This is a genomic window from Mesorhizobium sp. W016 (assembly GCF_054719485.1).
The window spans coordinates 4,604,768-4,621,607 of the sequence record NZ_JBTTIF010000002.1 but is presented as its reverse complement, the minus strand read 5'-3'; the positions used below and the strand labels follow the sequence as shown (position 1 = coordinate 4,621,607).

Genomic DNA, 16,840 nt, shown 5'->3' with positions numbered 1-16,840 from the left:
GGCAAGGGGGTGGTTTTGCAAGCATCGCGCCACTGGCGCCGAAACTTCGTGTCGCAGCGGCAACTATGGCGGAAAATCGTTCAAATTCGCTGCTTTAGATTGGCGAATTTATCAAGGAGTGTGTGTTAGATCACTCACCTGTCGTTAAAAAGATGAAAAACCGCGTGATGACAGGGCAGGCAAGGGGCATCAAAGGGGTTTGATCTCATGACTAAAATCGTTCTCATGGCAGCTGCTTTTGCGGCGATGCTGTTCGGCACGTCCATCGAAAGCAGGGCTGCCTCGCTGGTGGCCAGCATCGACGTCTCGTCGCAGACCATGACCGTCAGCCAATACGGCCAGGTGCTTTATCGCTGGAGCGTGTCGACCGCCCGCAGTGGCTATTTCACGCCGCGCGGCACCTATCGGCCGCAACGCACGGCGCGGATGTGGTATTCGAAGAAATACCACATGTCGCCAATGCCTTACTCGGTGTTCTTCCATGGCGGCTACGCCATCCACGGCACCGGCGCGGTCAGGCAGCTAGGGCGTCCGGCATCGCATGGCTGCGTGCGGCTGCACACCGCCAATGCCGCGATGTTCTATGCGATGGTGCGCGAAGTCGGCTTCGGCAATACGCGGATCGTTGTGACGAACTGAGGCTTTCGACGACTTAAGATTGACGCTGCCCCTGGCCGGTGGCGTTGGCCTGTCCGCGCCGGCGGCGACGCCGGCCTGAGATTTCCCACCTTTTGTGGAACCACATCCACTGTCCCGGATCTTCGCGCACCCAGCGCTCGACCACGTCGGCGAGCAGTTGGGTGGTGGCCGCGACATCGACGCTGCCGCTTTCATTGCGCGGCAAGGTCAGCTTGTCCTCGATCTCGAGGCGGAAGCGGTTGCCTGGCAGCCGCACACATCGCGCCGGATAGACGTCGCAATCATAGTGACGGGCGAGCATGCCCAGAACCGGATTGCTCTGGCATGGGCGATTAAAGAAGATCGTCTCCAGTCCGCTGGAGAATTTCTGGTCGACCAAAACGCCGATATTGCCGCCTTTCTCCAGAATCGACGCCAACGCGAAGGAGGCGCCGGTCGAAGACGGCAGCAAGGCGCCCATGCTCGAACGCCGCGTCGAATGGATATAATCGGCGAGGTAGGGATTGTTCGGCGGACGAAACAGCGCCGTGATCTTCATGCCGAACGTCGCGGCAGCCACCGGCAGCAATTCAAAATTGCCGAGATGGCCGGTGAACAGGATATGCGGTTTGTCCTCGCCAGCTATCTGATGGAAATGATCGGCGCCACCGACTTCGACGCGGCCGGGCGTCGCTGCGTTCGGATCATAGTCGAAGAGGGCGTCAAGAAAGATGTATTCGGCGGCGAGCCGGGCCATGTTGCCCCACATGTCGGAGGCGATGGCCTCGATCTCGACATCGCTCTTTTCGGGATAGGCAAGGCGCAGATTGTTGATGGCGACACGGTGGCGCCCGACGCGCGGACCGATGCGGCGTGCGGCGCGGTCGGCAAAATTGAGCGCGCTGTCGGCGGGCAAAAGGCGCAGCAGCGAGATGATCGTCATCGCCACGCGCGCCACCAGCCAGTGCTCCATCTGGCGCAGTCTTCGGCCATAGCGGAACATGAAGTCCCGGCGGGCTTTCTTGAACACCGAGCCGGCCATTGTCCTAGGAAACGCGCAGGATGATCTTGCCGAACACGTCGCGGCCTTCCATGCGCTTCAACGCGGCGTCGATGCCGTCGAAGCCGACCTCGGTGTCGATGACAGGTGCGACCTGTCCCGCCGCCATCTTCTGCATGGCGTTAGCCATGTTCTCCATGCGGCAGCCGAAGGACCCGAGCAGCTTCAGCTGCTGCTGGAACAGCTGCATCAGATTGATCTGCGTCGACACGCCCGAGGTCGAGCCGCAGGTGACGAGGCGGCCGCCGCGCTTGAGGCAAAGCATCGAGGCGGCAAAGGTGTCGGCGCCGACATGTTCGAAGACGACGTCGACGCCCTTCTTCCTGGTGAGCTTGCGCACGACGCCTTCGAAACGATCGTCGCGGTAGTTGATGACATGGTCGGCGCCGAGCGCCTTGGCCTTGTCGATCTTGTCGTTGGAACCGACCGTGGTGATGATGGTGCAACCCATGCGCTTGGCCAGCTGGATCGCCGCCGAGCCGATGCCGGAGCCGCCGGCATGGATGAGGATGGTTTCGCCGGGCTGCAGCTTGGCATTGTCGAACAGCATGTGCTCTACGGTGCCGAAGGTGACGGGGGCGACGGCAGCGCCGACATCGGTCACGCCGGGAGGAGCAGGGACCAGCAGGCGCGCCGGCAGGTTGATCTTCTCCTGGGCAAAGCCGTCGAGATGGAAGCCGTGGACGCCCGAGACATGTTCGCAGAGATTGTCGCGGCCTTCGCGGCAGGCGCGGCAAAGGCCGCAGGTGCGCGCGCCGTAGATCGACAGCAATTGTCCGGGCAGCAGGCTGGAGACGCCGGGGCCGACAGCTTCGACCTCGCCGGAGGCTTCGGCGCCGACGACCAGCGGCAGCTTACGCTTGGCAAAGGCCATGCCACGCCAGCCCCAGACGTCGATATGGTTCAGCGCCACCGCCTTGATGCGCAGCGTGACTTCGCCCAATGCGGGGGGCGGCGGGGGCGGCAGGTCCACCGTTTCAAGACGGCGGTCCTCGATAAGTTGCAGTGCGCGCATGGGGCCTGTCAGTTCAGTCTGGCTGAAAAAGGTCGCTTAGACCGGTTCCCGCGCCATGACAAGGCAAGTGTTCTGGCCGCCGAAGCCGAACGAGTTCGAGAGCACGGTGCCGACTTCGGCATTGCGCTTCTTGTTGGGCACCACGTCGAGCACGATTGCCGGGTCGGGATTGTCGTAGTTGATGGTCGGCGGAATGACGCTTTCGCGCATGGTCATCAGCGAAAACGCCGCTTCGACGGCGCCGGCCGCCGACAGCGTGTGGCCGATCATCGACTTGTTGGACGAGACCGGCATCGAGCCGATGCGATCGCCGAACACGGTCGACAGCGACAGATGCTCCATCTTGTCGTTTTCCGGTGTCGAGGTGCCGTGAGCGTTGACGTAGTCGATCTCGTCCTTGCTCAAGCCGGCATCGGCAAGGGCGGCGCGGACTGCTGCGATCGCCGGCGAACCGTCGGGCTTGGAACGGGTGCGATGGAAATCGTCGGCCTTTTCACCGCAGCCGCGCAGGATGCCGAGAACGCTGGCGCCCCGAGCAAGGGCTGCCTCAAGCGATTCCAGCACCAGAGCGCCGGAGCCTTCGGCCAGCACAAAGCCGTCGCGGTCCTTGGAGAAGGGTTTTGACGCCTTTTCAGGGATGTCATTGTGGGTCGACAGCGCCGAGAGCAACGAAAAGCGGATCAGCGCCTCGGCGGTTGCCGAACCGTCGGCGCCGATGGACAGCGCCCGGTCGCATTCGCCGCGGCGGATCGCTTCGACGCCGAGCTGGATGGCGGTGGCGCCCGAAGCGCAGGCCGTCGACAGCGTGATCGGCAGGCCGCGCGTGCCAAAGCGGTCGGCCAGCCGGTCGGCGATCGCGCCGAACTGCGTGCTTGCGAACGTATCTGTTTCCTTCAGCCCGCGCGCCACCCTGAGCAGCCTTTCGGCGCCGGCGCCTTGGCCGTCGGAATTGTAGAGCGCGAAGCGATCCTGCCAGTCGAGCTCGACCGGCGGCGAGGCGAGGAAGAGCGGGCCACCGAAGTCAGAGGAATCGAGGCCGGATTCGGCCACCGCCTCCTTCGCTGCGGTTTCGGCCAGTTCGTAGGTCAGCAGGCTGGCGCCTTTCGAGCTTGAGTCGAGGAAATCGACCATGCCGGAGATGCGGGTGTTGAGGTGGTCGACGGGAAAGCGGGTGATCGGGTGGATGCCCGATTTGCCGGAGGTCAGTGCCGCCCAGTTATCGGCCTTGCCGATGCCGAGCGAGGTTACCACGCCGATGCCGGTGACGGCGACGATCGGCCTGCCCATGTGATCTCTGAGATTGGCCATCCGGAACCTCTTAACTTTGCAGCATGATCGCGCAGCGCTGCTTCAAGCAGCGTTGACCAGCGCCATGCCCTCGAATTGGTGATAGCCGATCGCCGTTGCGAGCACGGTTTCGGGAATGCCTTCGAACGGCTTCTCGGCCGCGGCGTCGAAAACGGGGTAGGCGGCCTTGCGGTCGACGGCCAGGGCGGCGAGGGCGACCGCGAATGGAAACTGCGCTTCCTTCATATGCCCGGTCAGCGTCGCGAAGCCGCGCGCCGATATCGCCGGATTGGCATCCAGCGCTGACTTTTCGGCTGACGTTGCGGTATGCGCCCCGGATGCGCCCGACAGGGCAAGCAGCTTGCCGCTGGGGAGAGTTGCCTGTTTGAGCAGTGTCGCGATCTCGGCGTCAAGCTCGCCGCGCGAGCGCCGGGCGCGGCCTGAGACGACCGGTCCGAGCTCGGCATAGATTTTCCGCCCACGCCTTTGCGCGTGTTCGCGCTGCTCCAGCACCAGGAAGGCGCCACCGGAGCCGGAGACCAGGCCGCCGCCCTCGGCGCCCTGTCTCTGCCAGACCGGCTTCCATGGGCCGCGATGCAGATAACCGGCCAGCTCATAACCGAGCAGCATGTCGGAATGTTCGGTCTGGAAGGCGCCGCCGACCAGTATGTGCGTCGACTGTCCGGAGCGGATGCGCGCGGCGGCGGTCTCGACGGCGGCGACGCCGGCACCTTCCTCGCCCATGAAGGTCCTCGACGATCCCGTCACCTTGTGGACGATGGAGATGTTGCCGGCGAGCAGATTGGAGAGCTGGGCCAGGAAAAGCGTCGGCCGCAATTCGGTGGTCAGTTTCTCGTTGAGCAGCACGTCGCGGTCGTTGCGGCTCTCGGACGCGGCGAGGATGGCGGCATCGACCGCCTCGTCTCGCTCGCCGCCGCCGGCAGCGACAACCATGTCCATGGTCGTGCAGAGCTCGTCATTGCCCTTGATGCCGGCGTCGTCCAGCGCCATGCCGGCCGCATAGGTGCCGAGCCGCTGCCATGTTTCCATCTGCCGCTGGTCGCCTCGCTTGGCGATCTGCAGGTTCCAGTCGATCTCCGGCAGTGGATGCACGGTGTAGGGCGCAAAGCGCGCGGATTCGAGCACCGGCTGCAGGCCGGGCTGCGCCAGCTTCTGCCAGTGGGTATCCGGACCCTCTCCCAGCGAGGAGACAAGGCCGATACCGGTGATGACGACGTCGCGAGGGCTGCTCATGAGCGGCTTTGTGGGTCAGGCGGCGCAGCCCGTCAAGGCCGCGCGCCAGCCGATATCAGGCGGTCTTGGCGGCGACCAGCGCGTCGATCTTGGCGCACAGGTTCTTCATGACGAAGTAATCGTCGGTCGAAGCCTTGCCGTCATTGACTTCCTGGGTCCACTTTTCCAGCGGCACCTTGATGCCGAATTCCTTGTCGATGGCAAAGACGATATCGAGGAAATCGAGACTGTCGATGCCGAGATCGTCGATCGTGTGGCTCTCGGGAGTGATGGTGTCGATATCGATCTCGCTGGTGTCGGCAATGATCTTGGCGACTTTGTCGAACGTGGTGGACAAGGGCTCTTCCTTCGGTTGCGGGCGGAATCTGTCCGCATCTGGTTTGGGCGCTGTCTAATCGGTTTTTCCCGGCAGGAAAAGGCCTGATGCGCGGGGCGCAGATGGGATGGCCCTCCCGTGAAGACAAGAAGGGCCGCCCGACAAGCCGGTGGCCCTTCCAGTTGACGTTACGTCAGCTAAGTTTTCACGGAGCTTGACCACTGGCTCTCTCAGAACGTGACGCGGCCGAGCACGCGCAAGCCATCGCCCTGCGGCTCGACCACCACCGCTTCGCCCTCGCGCGGCGAGACGCCGGTCAGCGCGACGATGTTTTCGAGATGCGTGACCATGACCAGATTGTCGGAACCGGTGTAGGCGCGGATTTCCTTCATCACCGCGTCGAGCTGCGCGGCCTTCTCGGTCGGATCGCTCCTCAGGAGGTCGAGCGGCGCAAAAAGCTCCGGCTCCGCTTCGAAGGCGATGCGGGCAGTGTCGAGGCAGCGGCAATAGCGGCTGGACAGCACCCGCTCGATGGGGGCGGCGCGGGCGCCGAACAGCGCGCCGATCTTGCTCGCCTGCTGCTTGCCGCGCGCCGATAGATTGACCTGGGTGGCACAGTTGTCGATGACGAAATTGGCGGGGTCGGTGGTGCCGGTGACCAGTGCGTGGCGAAGCAGCACGACATGGCCGCCGTCACGCAGCAGCGCCCAGCCGGCGTCGGTCGCGTGGGCGACGGCGGGAACAGCAAGCAGGAACAGCGACAGCACAAATCGAATCATCGAAACCTTTCCGGGAGCCGGATGCCGGCTCCGGTCATTCTGATATAGGGATCGGAAAGCCGGCACAAAGACAAGCGAAAGGCGAACCCTCGGTTCGCTTCACATTTTCGCCATTTGCTTCTTCGCCAGCTCGATCTTCTGATCGGTGAGCGGGATAGGGATCGTGTAGCCGGCTTCGGTGAAGCCCTGCTTGGCGTTCTCGAAGAATTCGATCGCCTTGAGATATTCCGGCTTGCCCGCGCCATAGCTGGCGCGGTTCCAGTGGACGTCGCCGATATTGTTCTGCTCGAAGGCCCACTGCAGCGGCTGACTTTCGCGCGTAAACACCTTCAGCGCCGCCGTGAACGCCGCTTCGGCGTCGTTGAGATATTTGTCGGTCCGCTGGAGATTGCCGAGATTGAGCAGGCTCATACCGATGCCATTTTGAGCGTTGGCCCAGTCGACCGGCGCGGCCTCGATGGTGAGTATTTCGAGCGCTGCCCGCCGCGCCGCAATCGAATCCTGCAGGGTCTTGGCATCGCCATTGCTCATGCTCAACCAGTGCAGCGTCGAGCCCAGGCCGGCCTGGGCCATTGCCCATTGCCGCGGGTTCGTCTCGCGCTTGTACTCGCGCAACGCATTGCCGTAGGCGTCGACCGCCTCGCTGTAATGCTCGGGTTTGTCGGTGACGCCGCCGAGAAGCTGCAGCGTGTTGCCGAGATTGTAGTAGCTCATCGCCCAGTCCTGCGGGAACTTCCGCCTGACATAGACCTGCCGTGCCGCCTGGAAGGCTGCCGCCGACTGTTCCAGCTTGGCCGCATCACGCGTGCGCTGGCCCAGCGTCTGATAGATCGAGCCGAGATTGTTCTGGGCTGACGCCCAGTCCATCGGGAAGCGCTTGCGGGTAAACACCGTCAGAGCGTCGTCATAGGCAGCAGCAGCTTCTTCGAGCGTAGCCGTGCCCATATCGAAGCGGGCGATACCGCTCAGCGCATTGCCCAGGTTGAGGCGGCTGGTCGCCCAGGACACCGGGAAAGTTTCGCGGGTTCGCACTTCCAGCGCGGCGCGAAACGCGTCGGCCGCCTCGTTGATCTTCGCCTTGTCGTTGAGCTGGATGCCAAGCGTTACAAGCGTGTTGCCGAGATTGTTCTCGACCATCGCCCATTCCACGGGTGCTTTCTCGCGTGTGTATTCCTCAAGCGCCAGCCGGTAGGCTGCTTCGGCCTGGGTGAGATGCTCGCCGGCAGGCTCACGCTCGGAGAGTGCATAGAGCGCGAGGCCTAGATTGTTCTGCGAACCGGCCCAGTCCAACGGCAGCTTGTCGCGCGGACGCTTCTCAAGGGTGGCGCGCGTCGCCGCCACCGCTTCATTGAGACGCTTCGGGTCGCTCTCGCGTTCGCCGATCTTCAGAAGCACGTTGGCCAGGTTGTTCTGCGCCGCGGCCCAGTTGCGGTCGTCCTTCTCGCGCTCGAACACCACCAGCGAATCGCGGAAAATCACCGCTGCTTCTTCGAGATGCGCAGTCTCGGTTTCGCGCTCTCCAATGGTCTGCAGCACCACCGCCATGTTGTTGCGGGTGATTGCCCAGTCGCGATTCTGTTCGCCGTTGGGGATGAAGTTCAAGATGGTGCGATAGGCCTCGATGGAGTGCTGCAGCGCATCGAGGTCGCCGGTGGCGTAGCCATGAGCGTTCAACGCCTCGGCCTCCTGGTTCTTGTAGTTCCAGCGCAGCTTTTCGTCCCACTTCTCGACCAGCGAATACGCCTTGGCATAGTCGTTGGCGGCGGATTTGTAGTCGAAGACCAGCGCGGCGGCGTCGGCGCGTTTGGCATAGATGGCGGCGTCGGCGATGCGCTTTTGCCGGAGCAGGTCCTCGGCCTCGTCGACCGCACCGCTGTTTTCCTCGATCCGGCCGACCGCGTCGTCGAGGAATTTGCGCGCCGTCACCATGGCGCCCTGGCCTATGGCCTTGTCGGCGGATGCGACCAGGCGACTGATCTCGGGATCGTCGGTGCGTAATGCGGCGCGCTCGGCCATCATCTTCTTCAGACGCTCGGCCTGGCTGTCCAGCACCTTCTGCAGGTCGTTCGGATCCTCAGGGATCTTTTCCGTGCCGAGCGCCTTGAGCACGCCGTAGAGCGCGTCAAGGGGCACGCCGTCCTGCAGAGAAGCCAACTCCACTTGAGCCCGTTTGGGATCGGGCAGGTCGGAAATGGTCAGCAGCAATTGCCGCCGCTCACCGGTGATCAGCCCGTCGTCGCCGGTCGGTTCCGGCGGCGCGACGCCGAAATAGAGCAGGCGACGCAGGCTCTCGCTGACCCAGGGGCGCTGCTTTGCCTTGGTGTCGAGATAGACTTCCTCGGTAACCATGCGCATGACCGAGCCGAACTCGGTGCCTTTCATCGCCGTGAGGTGGCGCAGCAGGGCGGCGGCGTAGGGGCTGTTTTCGCCGGCGGCGCCATCAAGTGCGGGTCGGCCCGGCTCGGCGGCGAAGCCGACCACGGTTCCCAGGCTGGCATCATCCAATGAGGCATCGGCGAGGGCTTTTGCGCCGCGCACCGGTTCCAGCCCGCCGGCGCCGACAGGCTCGGCGGAAGCCGTCGGCCCGCGGCGCACGACCGCGTCCGGCGGAAACGGGTTGGTGCGGCAGGCGTCAAGCAGCACGATCGTCACCGGCACGGTCCTTTTCAGCTCGTCCATGACGGCTGAAATCGGCACCAGCGCCTCACCGGCATTTTTCAGCGACGAGACGTCGGCGTCGACCGGCACCAGATAGTTCTCGCCGCCCGCCTCGATGCCGTGGCCGGAATAATAGATGAAGGCTACGTCGGCGCCTTCGGCGTCCTCGACAAACCGATCGAGATCGCGCTTCAGCTTGGCGGCATCGCGATCGGTGACGTTGCGGGCGTCGAAGCCGAGATCGGTCAGCATCTTGGCCATGGCGCGGGCGTCGTTGGCCGGATTGACCAGGGCTGCGATGTGTTCGTATTTCGACTGGCCGATGATCAGCGCCACGCCCTTGAGACTTTTGGTCTCGGCGGCCAGGGCCACAGATACGCCAAGGCAAAGCAGTATAGCGACGAAAGCCGCCAGCCACCCCTGTCTGACCAGCCACACTTGTCTGACCAGCCACCCCTGTCTGAAATGACGCTGTTTCGGCGTCGCAACCATTCGCTGTGTGTCCGCCCTGATGATCCCAAGCCTGTATAGCGCTGCCACCCGACCATGATCAAATTCAGGCGCCGGGCGGATCGAGGAGCGGTTTCTGAAGATCATGGCGATTGCACTGGAATCCGGGCTCGCCTATCCCTGAAAAATGTCTCCGCTTACCGAAACCGTTCTTTTCGTCTTCAGCCTCGTCGCGCTCGGCTATGTCACCGGGCTCACCGGCTATCTGAAACCGGCCAGCGGGGACGGCATCTCCGAATTCGCCATCAACGTGGCGATGCCGCTGCTGCTGTTTCGGACGATGGTGAATTCGGATTTCCACGGCGTGGCGCCCTGGTCGCTGTGGGGTGCTTATTTCGCGGCAGTTGCAATGACATGGGCCGCCGGCCATCTGGTGACGACACGGATCTTCGGGCGGGACGCGCGCACCGGCATCGTCGGTGGAGTGTCGTCATCCTTCTCGAATGTGGTGTTGCTGGGCATTCCCTTCGTTCTCGGCGTATTCGGGTCCAGCGGATTCGAAGTGCTGTCGCTGCTCGTTTCCGTGCATCTGCCGACCATGATGATGGCTTCGATCATCATGTTCGAGATATTTGGCCGCGGCGGCAGCGAGCCCGTACACCCGCTGCGCATCATCCAGAGCTTTCTGAGAAGACTGTTCACCAATCCGTTGATCATCGGCATCCTGGCCGGGCTGGCATGGCGCCTCACCGGCGCGCCGCTGCCGAACCTTGCCATGCGACTGGCCGATGCGCTGGCTAACACCGCCGGGCCGGTGGCGCTGTTCGCCATGGGGCTCAGCCTGCGCCGTTTCGGCATTTCCGGTAACATCCGACCGGCGCTGGCGCTGTCGACGCTGAAACTGTTCCTGATGCCGGCGCTGGTGCTCGGCCTGGTCTGGCTGTTTGGCCTGCCGCCCTTGACGGCCAAAGTGGCGGTCGTGGTGGCGGCGCTGCCGTCCGGCATCAATTCCTATCTCATCGCCGTGCAGTTCAACACCGGCCAGGCGCTGGCGTCGAACCAGATGACCATCGCCACAGCAAGCGCGGTTGTTACAACCGCCTTTTGGCTGACGGTGGTGGTGCATGTCTTTGGGTAGGCTTGGTCTTCTGTAAGGCTGGTCTTTGGCAAGGCTGGTCTTTGGCAAGGCTGCGGCCCAAACTAATTTACATGTGAATTTTCTCTGGCGTTGGGCTGGCCCAAAGCCTATATGCCATCTTGCAATTGCTTGCCGGGCTTGCCCTAGGTAAAGAGCAGTGGCTTCAGCGTGTCGGCTCCGCCGCCATTGTGCACGCTCGTTCAAGAGATCCAGGAAACCGGCCCGTCAGTGCGCCGAACGGAGGCTAGACCATGCTGCAGAAAACCAGCCATTTCATGCGCCAGGCCAATCTCATCAATGGCGAATGGGTGCAGGCCGACAGCGGCCAAACGGTCGACGTCAACAACCCGGCCACCGGTCTCAAGATCGGCACCGTGCCGAAGTCGGGCAAGGCGGAAACCCGCCGCGCCATCGAAGCCGCAAGCGAAGCCTTCAAGACCTGGCGCAAGACGACCGCGCTGGAGCGCTCGAAGCTGTTGCGCAAGCTGCATGACGCGATGATGGATAATCAGGATGTGCTGGCCGAACTGCTCACCATCGAGCAGGGCAAGTCGCTCGCCGAATCCAAGGGCGAGATCGGTTCGGCTGCCGCCTACATCATGTGGTTTGCCGAGGAAGGCCGCCGCACCTATGGCGATGTCGTGCCATCGCCATGGGGCGATCGCCGCATCCTGGTGACCAAGGAGCCGGTCGGCGTCATTGCCGCCATCACGCCGTGGAATTTCCCCTCCTCGATGCTTGCCCGCAAGCTTGGCCCCGCGCTTGCCGCCGGCTGCACCGCCGTGGTCAAGCCGGCCTCGCAGACGCCGTATTCCGGCCTTGCATGGGGCGCGCTCGCCGAGGAAGTCGGCTTCCCAAAGGGCGTCATCAACATCCTGACGGGTGCTGCCGGCGAAATCGGCGACGAGATCTGCGCCAATCCGCTGGTGTCGAAGATCACCTTCACCGGCTCGACCGAGATCGGCAAGCTGCTGATTCAGAAGTCGTCCGTCACCGTCAAGAAGGTCTCGATGGAACTCGGCGGCAATGCGCCGTTCCTGGTCTTCGACGATGCCGACCTCGATCGCGCCGTCGCCGGCGCCATCACCGCCAAATACCGCAATTCAGGCCAGACCTGCGTGTGCACCAACCGCTTCCTGGTGCAGGCCGGCATCTACGACAAGTTTGTCGAGAAGCTGGCCGCTGCCAGCAATGCGCTGAAAGTTGGCTCGGGCCTGGAAGAGGGCGTGCAGCAGGGACCGCTGATCGACGTGAAGGCGGTCGAGAAGGTCGAGGAATTCATCGCCGACGCCACGTCGAAGGGTGGCAAGGTCGTTGCCGGCGGCAAGCGCCACGCGCTTGGCGGCTCATTCTTCCAGCCGACCGTCATCGCCGATGCGAAGCCTGACATGCGCTTCATGAAGGAAGAGATTTTTGGCCCGATCGCCCCGGTGTTCAAGTTCGAGACCGAAGAGGAAGCCATTGCGCTTGCCAACGACACCGAGTTCGGCCTGGCCGCCTATTTCTACACCGGCGATCTCGGCCGCGCCTTCCGGGTCATGGAAGGCCTGAAATACGGCATGGTCGGCGTCAATGAAGGCCTGATCACCACGCCGGAAGCGCCGTTCGGCGGCGTCAAGGAATCGGGCCTCGGCAAGGAAGGCGGACATCAGGGCATCGAGGACTATCTCGACACCAAATATGTCTGCATCGGGGGTCTCGGCCTCTAAATCATTGACGGGCAGGGCAGGCCGCGGGCCGGCCCTTGCCAGACGACATTCAGCCGGACTGGAGCGGTTCAGCGTTTCACGGAAACGCCGAACCGCTCCAGTTCTTTGTTTTTTGCAATTCCGGACGGAAAACCGTTTCACACTTTTCCTGGAATTGCTCTAAGTCGATAGATCGACGAATTAGCATTTGGACATAGCGATGAAGGACGGCGAAGTCTTCGGCACGACGCAGGCAGGCGAACCCGTTCGCCGTTTCACCATCCGGGGCGGCGGCGTCAGCGCCAACATCATCGGGCTCGGCGCAATCATCCAGGATCTGCGGCTCGCCGGTCACGACGCGCCGCTGGTGCTGGGCTACGACCGCTTCGAACCTTACGAGACCGACCGGGCCTTCTTCGGCGCGGTCGTCGGCCGCTATGCCAACCGCATCCGCGACGGCCGCTTCACCATTGCCGGCCAGCGCTACCAGACTGAGCGCAATTTCCTCGGCAAGCACACGCTGCATGGCGGCTCGGAGGGCTTCTTCCACCGGCCGTGGACGGTTTCGCTGCACGGCCGGGATTTTGTCACGCTGACCCTGCACGATCCCGAGGGCACGATGGGCTTTCCCGGCGCGCTCGACGTCACCTGCACCTACCGGCTGAAGATCCCCGGCACGCTCTCGATGGAACTGACCGCCACTTGCGAGGAGCCGACGCTGTGCAATCTGGCGCAGCATTCCTATTTCAATCTCGACGATGGCGGCGCTGGCGACATTCTCGACCACCGGCTGATGCTGAACGCCGGCGCCTATACGCCTGTCGATGGCGAGATGATCCCGACCGGCGTCGTCAAACCTGTCGACGGCACGCCCTTCGACTTCCGCCAGGCGCGGCCGCTGCGCATGGAAACGGAAGGCGAGCAGCTTCCCTACGACGTCAATTTCTGCCTGGCGTCAGCCCGGGGCCCGCTTCACCAGGTGGCGTGGGCGCAAGGCGCCAATTCCGGCGTCGAGATGGAAGTCTGGACCACCGAGCCGGGCCTGCAGCTTTACACCGGCCAGTATGTCGCGCCGACCTCGGGCGGCCTGGACGGACGGCGCTACAAGGCGTTTTCCGGCTTTTGCCTGGAAGCGCAGACCTGGCCCGACGCGCCGAACCGGCCCTATTTCCCGCAGGCCACGCTGTGGCCGGGCCAGATCTATCATCAGGTGACGGAATATCGTTTCAGGCTTCCCTAAGGTCTTAGCCCTCGAAAGCGGTTCTTAGAACCTCGAACGGCGCCAGCGCGCCTCGCACCTGCACGACAGCGGCGGCGACGCGATGCGCGCGCTGCACGGCATCCGCCGGGGCATGGCCGGCAAGCCGGGCGGCGAGATAGCCGCCATTGAAGGAATCGCCGGCGCCGGTGGTGTCGACCGGGGTGGCGACATGCTGGGCCGGAACCGGCTGCAGGGCTCCGCCAGTGGCGATCAGCGCGGGTTCCTCGCCATTCTTGACGACGACTTCGCCGACCAGTTTTCCGAACCGCTCGGCGGTCGCTTGCGATGCCGTGTCGCCAAACAGCATCTGCTCGTCGGGAAAGGTCGGCAGCGCGATGTCGGTGACGGCAAGCGCGTCGAGGATCGCGGCTTGCGCCTCCTCGCGGCTCTGCCACAGGCGCGGCCGGTAGTTGGGGTCGAAGGCGACGAGCGAACCGGCAGCCCGCGCCTTGGACACTTCCGCCAGCAACGTCTTGCGCGCGGCGGCATCCAGAATTGCCAAAGTGATTCCGGAAAAATACACAAGAGCCTGGTTTTCAAGGCTTTTTGCCAAGGCGGCCGGGTCCGAGGCGAGCCGCCTGGCCGCCGCGTCGCTGCGCCAGTAGGTGAAGGCGCGTTCGGCGCCGGTCAAGGTGATGGCGTAGAGGCCGGGCCGCGCGCCTGGGATGACCGGGCTGGCGCCGATGCCGATGCCGTTTTCGGCGAAGAACGAAATCTGGCCCTGCGAGAAGGGATCGTCGCCGAAGGCCGAGACATAGGTCGCCGGCCGCTCGCCGCTCAGCGCATGCAGCGCCCACAACGTGTTGAACGTGTCGCCGGCAAAGCCCATGCGCCAGTTCGGCCCGGCCTGGCCGGACAGCTCGAGCATGCATTCACCGATCGAAGCGACGCCGTCTGCTGCCATGTATCTGTCTCCGGATCAGTTCGCTGCTGTAGCTTTTTGCGGCCGGCAGCGCCATGCTTGGCGGCGGCGGTTTTTTGCGCCAGAAGCGTTTTCCCACAGAAGCGGCGGGACGCGAATTGCTTCGCGAGACGTTATGCCCAGAAGAGGAACCGGTTTGGCATCGATATGGCGTTATCTTCTTGCGGGCGTTGGTCTGGCCGCCTTGCTGGCTGGCATATTGGCGATCGTCTATCTGACCGCGCCGCAGTCGGCGCCGAGCCCCGATGTTTCGCGCTCGAAGAAGACAGCGAACGGCTTGTTTGTCGCCACCATTCAGCCGGAACGCGGCGTTATCCGGCAAGGCGAACTGCAATCCTGGTTGCTGACCCTGAAGACGGTCAAGGGCGATTCCGTGGAAGGTGCGGCGATCTCGGTGTCCGGCGGCATGCCGCAGCACAATCACGGCTTGCCGACCAGTCCGCAGGCGACCGACTATCTTGGCGAGGGACGCTACCGGATCGAGGGGCTGAAATTCACCATGAGCGGCGTGTGGCAGTTGCGGTTCGCCATTTCGGCGGCGGCCGGTTCCGACACGGTCGTCTTCAACGTGGTGCTGTGAGCGGATGAACCGCCTGTTGCGCCTTCTGGCCTTGGCTGCGGTTTTGCTCGTTGCCGGCTGCGGCAAGCCGGACTTTTCCGATGCCGAGAAGAAGACCATCGCTTCGCTGGCGCTGAACACCTTGCCGGCGCTCAAACCCGACACCACCAACCGCTTCGCCGACGTGCCGGCCGCCGCCGCCCTGGGCTCCACTCTGTTCTTCGACCAGGGGATGAGCCGTGACGGGAACGTATCCTGCTCGACCTGCCACAAGATCGACCGGCAGTTCCAGGATGACCTGCCGCAATCCGTCGGCGTTGGCCGAACCAACAGGCGCTCGATGCCGCTGGCCGGCATTGCCCGCAATCCGTGGTTCTTCTGGGATGGACGGCGCGACAGCCTGTGGGCGCAGGCGCTGACGCCGCTGGAAAACCGGCTTGAGCAGGCGGGGAACCGCGCGGCCTTCGCGCATTATATCCAGAAGCGGTTCGGCGAGCGCTATGAGCGCATCTTCGGGCCACTGCCGGATCTTTCCGCCGTGCCGGCCAACGCCAGCCCGCTCGGCAATGAGGCCGAGCAGGCGGCATGGAAGGCAATGACCGCGGCCCAAATGGACGACGTCAACCGCGTCTTTTCCAACATCGGCAAGGCGATCGCCGCCTTCGAACGGTCGATCGAACCGGCACAGACGCGCTTTGACCGCTTTGCCATCGATCTTGCGTCAGGCGCCAAGCCGAAAGCCGACGATGCCTTTTCGCAGGAGGAGATGCTCGGGCTGAAACTGTTCATCGGCAAGGCCAATTGCGTCACCTGCCATAACGGCCCGCGCTTCACCGACAACGCTTTCCACAACACCGGCGTGCGGCCGGTCAGGGATTTGCCATTGGATCGCGGCCGTTTCGATGCGGTGGCCCAGGTTCAGGCCGACCCATTCAACTGCTTCGGCGCCTTCCGCGATGGCGACGCCGGCGCCTGCGGAGAACTGCGCTTCATCGTCAAGGCAGCACCCGAACTGATGCGTGCCTACAAGACGCCGTCGCTGCGGGGCGCGGCGACACGGCCGCCCTATATGCATGCCGGACAGTTCTCCACGCTGGAGGAGGTGGTGGCGCACTACGCGAAGGCGGAGGCGGCCGTTGAAGGCACCTCCGAAGTGCACCCGTTGCAACTGTCGGACCGCGAACGCGCGGCGCTGGTGGCGTTTTTGAAGACGCTGTCGGAGTGAGCTAGCGATCCTTCACCGTCTCCATGGCCACGAAGGTCGAGGTCTGCGCAACATGCGGCAGTGCCGAGATGCGCTCGCCGAGCACGCGGCGATAGGCGGCGATGTCGGTGGTACGGACTTTCAGGAGATAATCGAAGCTCGACGCCATCATGTGGCACTGCTCGATCTCCGGCACGGCCTGCACCGCACGGTTGAAAGCATCGAGCGCGGCCGAGCGCGTGTCCGACAGTTTGACCTGGACGAAGGCGACATGGCCTTCGCCCATGCGCTCGCGATCGATGATCGCCTGATAGCCCCTGATATAGCCGTCCTTCTCCAGGCGCTTCACCCGCGCCTGCACCGGCGTCTTCGACAGGCCGACCTTGCCGGCCAGTTCCGACATGGACAGCCGCCCGTCGCGCGCCAGCGCCGACAGGATGTTTCTGTCGATGCGGTCCAATTGGTCTTCTGTCACGGATATCACAGCCCATCTGATAACAATTGAGCCGCAATGATAGATCATCCGGACTGCCATGTCGATTTCTTTGGACCGGCCGAAAATGCGGCTCTGTGCTAGCTTGCGCCATTCGGTCCGGCGACCGCCGGCCCGCTCCCAGATGCTTGCTCCGCA

15 protein-coding genes are annotated in these 16,840 nt (G+C 63.6%); 6 read left to right on the top strand and 9 right to left on the bottom strand.

Annotated features, from left to right (window positions below):
- Positions 1–207 precede the first annotated feature (207 nt).
- Positions 208–639 (top strand): L,D-transpeptidase, encoded by a 432-nt coding sequence (locus tag ACYG9V_RS22935; protein ID WP_023681747.1) that lies wholly within the window; start codon positions 208–210, stop codon positions 637–639.
- 13 nt (positions 640–652) lie between these two features.
- Here ACYG9V_RS22935 and ACYG9V_RS22930 read toward each other — a convergent pair whose 3' ends face one another.
- The 7 genes from ACYG9V_RS22930 to ACYG9V_RS22900 all read right to left on the bottom strand — a co-directional run bounded on the left by ACYG9V_RS22930 (position 653) and on the right by ACYG9V_RS22900 (position 9,479).
- On the bottom strand, positions 653–1,660 hold the full coding sequence (locus ACYG9V_RS22930; RefSeq protein WP_352763529.1) for a lipid A biosynthesis lauroyl acyltransferase: 1,008 nt from the start codon (positions 1,658–1,660) through the stop codon (positions 653–655).
- A gap of 4 nt (positions 1,661–1,664) precedes the next feature.
- Positions 1,665–2,693 carry a zinc-binding dehydrogenase gene (locus ACYG9V_RS22925; RefSeq protein WP_023815478.1) on the bottom strand — a complete coding sequence of 343 codons (1,029 nt, stop codon included), beginning with the start codon at positions 2,691–2,693 and terminating at the stop codon, positions 1,665–1,667.
- A 36-nt stretch (positions 2,694–2,729) separates the two neighbouring features.
- Complete coding sequence (locus tag ACYG9V_RS22920; protein ID WP_023744737.1) at positions 2,730–4,001, bottom strand: beta-ketoacyl-ACP synthase; 1,272 nt, start codon at positions 3,999–4,001, stop codon at positions 2,730–2,732.
- A gap of 42 nt (positions 4,002–4,043) precedes the next feature.
- Positions 4,044–5,234 carry a beta-ketoacyl-ACP synthase gene (locus ACYG9V_RS22915; protein WP_023744738.1) on the bottom strand — a complete coding sequence of 397 codons (1,191 nt, stop codon included), beginning with the start codon at positions 5,232–5,234 and terminating at the stop codon, positions 4,044–4,046.
- Between the two features lie 55 nt (positions 5,235–5,289).
- Positions 5,290–5,571, bottom strand: a complete 282-nt coding sequence (locus tag ACYG9V_RS22910; protein ID WP_010909964.1) for an acyl carrier protein — start codon at positions 5,569–5,571, stop codon at positions 5,290–5,292.
- A gap of 209 nt (positions 5,572–5,780) precedes the next feature.
- Entirely contained in the window at positions 5,781–6,329 is a 549-nt protein-coding gene (locus ACYG9V_RS22905; protein WP_023670442.1) for a histidine phosphatase family protein, read from the bottom strand.
- 99 nt (positions 6,330–6,428) lie between these two features.
- The gene (locus ACYG9V_RS22900; RefSeq protein WP_352763531.1) at positions 6,429–9,479 is read right to left on the bottom strand and encodes a caspase domain-containing protein; all 3,051 of its coding nucleotides are present in this window, start codon (positions 9,477–9,479) and stop codon (positions 6,429–6,431) included.
- A gap of 145 nt (positions 9,480–9,624) precedes the next feature.
- Here ACYG9V_RS22900 and ACYG9V_RS22895 point away from each other — a divergent pair, with 145 nt between their 5' ends.
- The 3 genes from ACYG9V_RS22895 to ACYG9V_RS22885 all read left to right on the top strand — a co-directional run bounded on the left by ACYG9V_RS22895 (position 9,625) and on the right by ACYG9V_RS22885 (position 13,503).
- On the top strand, positions 9,625–10,575 hold the full coding sequence (locus tag ACYG9V_RS22895; RefSeq protein ID WP_023681741.1) for an AEC family transporter: 951 nt from the start codon (positions 9,625–9,627) through the stop codon (positions 10,573–10,575).
- A gap of 251 nt (positions 10,576–10,826) precedes the next feature.
- Entirely contained in the window at positions 10,827–12,284 is a 1,458-nt protein-coding gene (locus ACYG9V_RS22890; protein WP_023670445.1) for an NAD-dependent succinate-semialdehyde dehydrogenase, read from the top strand.
- A 193-nt stretch (positions 12,285–12,477) separates the two neighbouring features.
- Positions 12,478–13,503 (top strand): aldose epimerase family protein, encoded by a 1,026-nt coding sequence (locus ACYG9V_RS22885; RefSeq protein ID WP_023681740.1) that lies wholly within the window; start codon positions 12,478–12,480, stop codon positions 13,501–13,503.
- Between the two features lie 4 nt (positions 13,504–13,507).
- Here the strand turns inward: ACYG9V_RS22885 and ACYG9V_RS22880 are convergent, their stop codons facing one another.
- On the bottom strand, positions 13,508–14,428 hold the full coding sequence (locus ACYG9V_RS22880; RefSeq protein WP_023696484.1) for a sugar kinase: 921 nt from the start codon (positions 14,426–14,428) through the stop codon (positions 13,508–13,510).
- 154 nt (positions 14,429–14,582) lie between these two features.
- Between ACYG9V_RS22880 and ACYG9V_RS22875 the strand changes: the two genes are divergently transcribed.
- Positions 14,583–15,026, top strand: coding sequence for a FixH family protein (locus ACYG9V_RS22875; protein WP_352459139.1), 444 nt, complete (start codon positions 14,583–14,585; stop codon positions 15,024–15,026).
- 4 nt (positions 15,027–15,030) lie between these two features.
- Positions 15,031–16,230: a cytochrome-c peroxidase gene (locus tag ACYG9V_RS22870; protein WP_023823053.1), complete on the top strand. Its 1,200-nt coding sequence runs from the start codon at positions 15,031–15,033 to the stop codon at positions 16,228–16,230.
- Position 16,231: 1 nt separating this feature from the next.
- On the opposite strand, the gene ACYG9V_RS22865 is transcribed toward ACYG9V_RS22870, so the two are convergent.
- The gene (locus tag ACYG9V_RS22865) at positions 16,232–16,684 is read right to left on the bottom strand and encodes an Lrp/AsnC family transcriptional regulator (protein ID WP_023681737.1); all 453 of its coding nucleotides are present in this window, start codon (positions 16,682–16,684) and stop codon (positions 16,232–16,234) included.
- Between the last annotated feature and the right edge of the window lie 156 nt (positions 16,685–16,840).

Coding starts and splice junctions, on each gene's coding strand:
- ACYG9V_RS22925 (WP_023815478.1), bottom strand. CDS start 2,693: ATGCGCGCACTGCAACTTATCGAGGACCGCCGTCTTGAAACGGTGGAC.
- ACYG9V_RS22900 (WP_352763531.1), bottom strand. CDS start 9,479: ATGGTTGCGACGCCGAAACAGCGTCATTTCAGACAGGGGTGGCTGGTC.
- ACYG9V_RS22880 (WP_023696484.1), bottom strand. CDS start 14,428: ATGGCAGCAGACGGCGTCGCTTCGATCGGTGAATGCATGCTCGAGCTG.
- ACYG9V_RS22905 (WP_023670442.1), bottom strand. CDS start 6,329: ATGATTCGATTTGTGCTGTCGCTGTTCCTGCTTGCTGTTCCCGCCGTC.
- ACYG9V_RS22935 (WP_023681747.1), top strand. CDS start 208: ATGACTAAAATCGTTCTCATGGCAGCTGCTTTTGCGGCGATGCTGTTC.
- ACYG9V_RS22930 (WP_352763529.1), bottom strand. CDS start 1,660: ATGGCCGGCTCGGTGTTCAAGAAAGCCCGCCGGGACTTCATGTTCCGC.
- ACYG9V_RS22890 (WP_023670445.1), top strand. CDS start 10,827: ATGCTGCAGAAAACCAGCCATTTCATGCGCCAGGCCAATCTCATCAAT.
- ACYG9V_RS22915 (WP_023744738.1), bottom strand. CDS start 5,234: ATGAGCAGCCCTCGCGACGTCGTCATCACCGGTATCGGCCTTGTCTCC.
- ACYG9V_RS22920 (WP_023744737.1), bottom strand. CDS start 4,001: ATGGCCAATCTCAGAGATCACATGGGCAGGCCGATCGTCGCCGTCACC.
- ACYG9V_RS22895 (WP_023681741.1), top strand. CDS start 9,625: ATGTCTCCGCTTACCGAAACCGTTCTTTTCGTCTTCAGCCTCGTCGCG.
- ACYG9V_RS22870 (WP_023823053.1), top strand. CDS start 15,031: ATGAACCGCCTGTTGCGCCTTCTGGCCTTGGCTGCGGTTTTGCTCGTT.